Annotated in this window: 5 protein-coding genes; 4 read left to right on the plus strand and 1 reads right to left on the minus strand. The window is 67.9% G+C overall.

Annotated features, from left to right (window positions below; genetic code table 11):
- The 4 genes from infB to QOI01_RS12845 form a co-directional block, all read left to right on the plus strand.
- On the plus strand, positions 1–1,347 hold a 1,347-nt coding region (infB, locus tag QOI01_RS12830; protein WP_526381436.1), incomplete at its 5' end, for a translation initiation factor IF-2.
- Positions 1,347–1,865, plus strand: a complete 519-nt coding sequence (rbfA, locus tag QOI01_RS12835; protein WP_526381438.1) for a 30S ribosome-binding factor RbfA — start codon at positions 1,347–1,349, stop codon at positions 1,863–1,865. The genes infB and rbfA, both read left to right, overlap by 1 nt.
- Positions 1,840–2,841 (plus strand): DHH family phosphoesterase, encoded by a 1,002-nt coding sequence (locus QOI01_RS12840; protein ID WP_526381440.1) that lies wholly within the window; start codon positions 1,840–1,842, stop codon positions 2,839–2,841. The genes rbfA and QOI01_RS12840 overlap by 26 nt, the downstream gene beginning before the upstream one ends.
- Positions 2,842–2,922: 81 nt before the next feature.
- Positions 2,923–4,251, plus strand: a complete 1,329-nt coding sequence (locus QOI01_RS12845; RefSeq protein ID WP_526381442.1) for an MATE family efflux transporter — start codon at positions 2,923–2,925, stop codon at positions 4,249–4,251.
- Positions 4,252–4,336: 85 nt separating this feature from the next.
- Here the strand turns inward: QOI01_RS12845 and QOI01_RS12850 are convergent.
- Positions 4,337–4,748 (minus strand): class I SAM-dependent methyltransferase (locus tag QOI01_RS12850; RefSeq protein WP_526381444.1); only part of this gene is annotated, 412 nt, incomplete at its 5' end.

Consider the following 4,748-nt stretch of genomic DNA (forward strand, 5'->3'; position numbering starts at 1 on the left):
TTCATCGACACCCCCGGTCACGAGGCGTTCACCGCCATGCGTGCCCGTGGCGCGAAGGCCACCGACATCGCCATCCTGGTGGTGGCGGCCGACGACGGCGTCATGCCGCAGACGGTGGAGGCCATCAACCACGCTCAAGCGGCCGACGTGCCGATCGTCGTAGCGGTCAACAAGATCGACAAGGAGGGCGCCGACCCGGCCAAGATCCGGGCGCAGCTCACCGAGTACAACCTGGTCGCCGAGGACTTCGGCGGCGACACCATGTTCGTCGACATCTCGGCAAAGCAGGGCACCAACATCGATCACCTGCTCGAGGCGGTGCTGCTGACCGCGGATGCCACGTTGGATCTGCGGGCCAACCCGGACATGGAAGCCCAGGGTGTGGCGATCGAGGCTCACCTAGACCGCGGTCGCGGTCCGGTGGCCACGGTGCTCATCCAGCGCGGCACGCTGCGCGTCGGCGACTCGATCGTCGCGGGCGATGCTTACGGCCGCGTCCGGCGCATGGTCGACGAGCACGGCGAGGACGTCGACGAGGCGCTCCCGTCGCGTCCGGTCCAGGTCATCGGCTTCACGTCGGTGCCAGGTGCCGGTGACAACCTGCTGGTCGTCGACGAGGACCGGATCGCTCGGCAGATCGCCGACCGCCGCAGCGCGCGCAAGCGAAATGCTCTGGCCGCGCGTACCCGCAAGCGCATCAGCCTGGACGATCTGGATGCGGCTCTGAAGGAGACTTCTCAGCTGAACCTGATCCTCAAGGGCGACAACTCCGGCACCGTCGAGGCGCTCGAGGAGGCCCTGCTGGGCATCGACATCGGCGACGAGGTGGAACTGCGCGTCATCGACCGCGGCGTCGGCGGCGTCACCGAGACCAACGTCAACCTGGCCTCGGCGTCGAATGCCATCATCATCGGGTTCAACGTCCGAGCTGAGGGCAAGGCCACCGAGCTCGCGCACCGCGAGGGTGTCGACATCCGGTACTACTCGGTGATCTACCAGGCGATCGATGAGATCCAGGCGGCCCTCAAGGGCATGCTCAAGCCGATCTATGAGGAGAAGGAGCTCGGTCGTGCCGAGATCCGGGCGATCTTCCGGTCGTCGAAGGTCGGCAACATCGCCGGCTGCCTCGTCACCTCGGGGATCATTCGTCGCAACGCGAAGGCACGCCTCATTCGCGACAACGTCGTGGTCGCCGAGACCGTCACCATCTCATCGCTGAAGCGGGAGAAGGATGACACCACCGAGGTCCGCGACGGCTACGAGTGCGGCCTCACCTTGACGTACAACGACATCAAGGAAGGCGACGTCATCGAGGCGTACGAGCTCGTGGAGAAGGCGCGTACGTAATGGTCGACGTTGGTCGGGCGCGCAGGCTCTCGAAGCGCATCGCCACCGTCGTGGCCTCTGCGATCGAGTTCGAGATCAAGGATCCCCCGTTGGCCTTCGTGACCGTCACGGACACGAAGGTGACGGGTGACCTGCACGATGCCACGGTTTTCTACACCGTTCGCGGCGAGACGTTGCAGGAGGAGCCGGACTACGAGGGTGCGGCGGCCGCCCTGGAACGCGCGAAGGGAACACTGCGCACCAGGGTCGGCGCCGCCACCGGGGTGCGGTTCACCCCGACGTTGACGTTCGTGCTCGACAAGTTGCCGGACACGGCGCGCGACATGGAGGACCTGTTGGCCAGGGCCAGGCAGGCGGATGCCGATCTGGCGCGGATTCGGCAGGGTGCCACACCGGCAGGGGAGGCTGACCCGTACCGTGTCTCTGGGGCGGAGGAATCCGGGGGGGAGCCAAGCGTGGTGCCAGACCACCAGTTCGACCCTGAGGACACGGATGACCACGATCGACCCGAAGACTGAGGTAACTCGGTCGTCGCTGCGTGTCGACGGGCATGGTGCTGCGATGCTGCTCGACGCGGCGGATTCCATCACCGTGCTGTGCCATGTCTATCCGGATGCCGACACCATCGGCGCGGGGCTTGCGCTGGCTCTCGTCCTCGAGCAGGCGGGAAAGTGGGTCGAGGTCGGTTTCGCGGCCCCGTCGGCGCTTCCCGAGTCGCTGCAGTCCCTGCCCGGTGGGCACCTTCTGGTCACCCCCGACGCGATGCGGGGTGGCAGTGACCTGGTGGTGACGGTCGACATTCCCAGCGTCAACCGCCTGGGTGCGCTTCGGGCCCTTGCCGATTCGGGCCGCGAGGTCCTCGTGATCGATCACCATGCGTCCAACCAATTGTTCGGCACGGCGAACTACGTCGACCCGACGGCGGACTCGACGACGATGCTCGTTGCCGACCTGCTCGATGCCTGGGGCAAGCCGTTCGACGAGCCCGTCGCGCACTGCCTGTACGCAGGCCTCACCACGGACACGGGGTCGTTTCGGTGGGCCAGTGTGCGCGCGCACCGGCTGGCGGCCCGGCTACTCGAGCTTGGCGTGGACAACGCCACGATCACCCGCACCCTGCTGGACACGCACCCGTTCTCCTGGCTCCCGATGTTGTCGCGCGTTCTGGCGTCGGCGCAGCTGGTGCCGGACGCGGTGGACGGCCGGGGCCTGGTGTATGCCGTTGTCGGACATCAGGAATGGATGAACGCCCGGCCCGAGGAAGTCGAGAGCATCGTCGACATCGTGCGTACGACGGCGCAGGCCGAGGTCGCTGCCGTGTTCAAGGAGATCGAACCGCAGCACTGGACGGTGTCAATGCGGGCCAAGTCGGAGGTCGACCTAGCCGCCGTCGCGAGCGCGTTCGGAGGTGGCGGGCACCGGCTGGCCGCGGGATACTCTGCGACTGGACCCGCGAACGACGTGGTCAGGGCGTTGGCGGCCGCACTTGGGTGAGCCACCCGACGACGGGCGCAGCGGCCTTGACTTCACGTTCCGCCCATTCTGCGGGAGTCGGCTCGCAGGTCGACCGCGGGGATGAGTTCCCGGGAAGAGCAGCCGGTTCCGGCCACCGGGCTCCGCATCGCAGGGCTGGCACTGCCGGCACTGGGGGTGCTCGCCGCCGAACCCATCTATCTGTTGTTCGATCTCGCCGTGGTGGGACGTTTAGGGGCGGTGGCGCTAGCCGGCCTGGCCATCGGCGGACTGATCCTGTCGTTGGTGTCTTCGCAGTTGACGTTCCTGTCCTACGGGACGACGGCGAGAGCGGCCCGATTCTTCGGTGCCGGCGACCGCCCGTCGGCCGTCGGCGAGGGCGTCCAGGCCACCTGGCTGGCCGTCGGGCTCGGAGCTCTCGTCGTCGTGGTCATCGAGGTGGCAGCGGTGCCGATCCTGGTGTTGATCGCAGACGGCGGCGAGATCGCCGAGACCGCTTTGCCGTGGCTGCGGCTCGCGATCCTCGGCGCGCCCGCGATCTTGATCTCCCTGGCGGGCAACGGCTGGATGCGTGGTGTGCAGGACACCGCCAGACCGTTGCGCTACGTGGTCGCAGGTTTCGCCCTGTCTGCCGTGCTGTGCCCGACGCTGGTGTACGGCTGGATGGGGTTGCCCCGCCTCGGACTCGTCGGATCGGCGATCGCCAACCTGGCAGGCCAGTGGCTGGCCGGGCTGTTCTTCTGCCGGGCGCTGCTGGCCGAACGGGTGCCGCTGCGCCTCAACTTGGCGGTGCTGCGGGCACAGGTCGTGATGGGCCGCGACCTGGTGGTGCGGACGCTGGCCTTCCAGGCGTGCTTCGTCTCTGCTGCGGCGGTCGCTGCCAGGTTCGGGGCGGCGGCGGTTGCCGCCCACCAAGTCGTGCTGCAACTGTGGAGTTTTCTTGCCCTGGTGTTGGATTCGCTGGCGATAGCGGCGCAGTCGCTGGTCGGCGCGGCGCTCGGCGCGGGTCAGTTGGCGCACGCCAAGTCGGTGGCCTGGCGCGTGACGGTGTTCTCGACGGTCGCCGCGGGGGTGCTCGCCGCGATCTTCGCCGTTGGCTCGTCGGTGTTTCCGAGGTTGTTCACCTCGGACCGGTCGGTGCTGGACGTGATCGGTGTGCCGTGGTGGTTCCTGGTGGCTCAGTTGCCCATTGCTGGAATCGTGTTCGCGCTCGACGGGGTGCTGCTCGGGGCGGGGGATGCGAAGTTCATGCGAAACGCGACGCTGGTCAGCGCACTCGTCGGCTTCCTGCCGTTGATCTGGCTGTCGCTGATGTTCGGTTGGGGCCTGCTCGGGATCTGGTCGGGCCTGACCACGTTCATGGTGTTGCGGCTGGTGTTCGTCGGCTGGCGTGCGTTCTCCGGTCGCTGGCTGGTGCCAGGCACGGGTTAGCCCCTTTTCTGCGCGAGCGCGCGTGTCTGCTCGGCGACACGCCGTGGCATCTGGCAATCCGCGCACGCTGGCCCCGCCGGAGGCGTCAGCCGCGGTGCGCGATGACCGCCCAGCCGTAGGCGTTGGTGCGCACGTCGATCCCTTCGAAGCCCGCTACCGTCACGCGGTCCCGCAGGGAGTCGGGGTCGACGGGGTTGTAGGTGTCGCCCTCGTGGCGCGCTGCCAGCTCGACGCTGCCGAGGCTGCCGCTGGCCACCAACGCCGCGCCCGGGCGGAGCACGCGGGCGACCTCACTGAACAGTTGGTCCTGCAACTCGGCCGTCGGTACGTGGTGCAGCATCGTGAAACAGGCTGCCCCGGTGAATCTTTCGTCTCCGTAGGCCAGCGAGGTGGCGTCACCGTTGACGACCTCGACCGACGGCGCGTCGGCGAAGCGGTCCCGCAACATCGCGGCGAGCTCGTCGTCGAACTCGACCGACGTCAGGCGCGGTGCCTTC

The sequence above is a fragment of the Mycobacterium sp. genome (assembly GCF_032162605.1).
In the GTDB taxonomy this organism is placed as follows: Bacteria; Actinomycetota; Actinomycetes; order Mycobacteriales; family Mycobacteriaceae; genus Mycobacterium.

Excerpts from the sequence above, each read along its gene's own strand:
- rbfA (WP_526381438.1), top strand. The coding sequence starts at position 1,347 with ATGGTCGACGTTGGTCGGGCGCGCAGGCTCTCGAAGCGCATCGCCACC.
- QOI01_RS12840 (WP_526381440.1), top strand. The coding sequence starts at position 1,840 with ATGACCACGATCGACCCGAAGACTGAGGTAACTCGGTCGTCGCTGCGT.
- QOI01_RS12845 (WP_526381442.1), top strand. The coding sequence starts at position 2,923 with ATGAGTTCCCGGGAAGAGCAGCCGGTTCCGGCCACCGGGCTCCGCATC.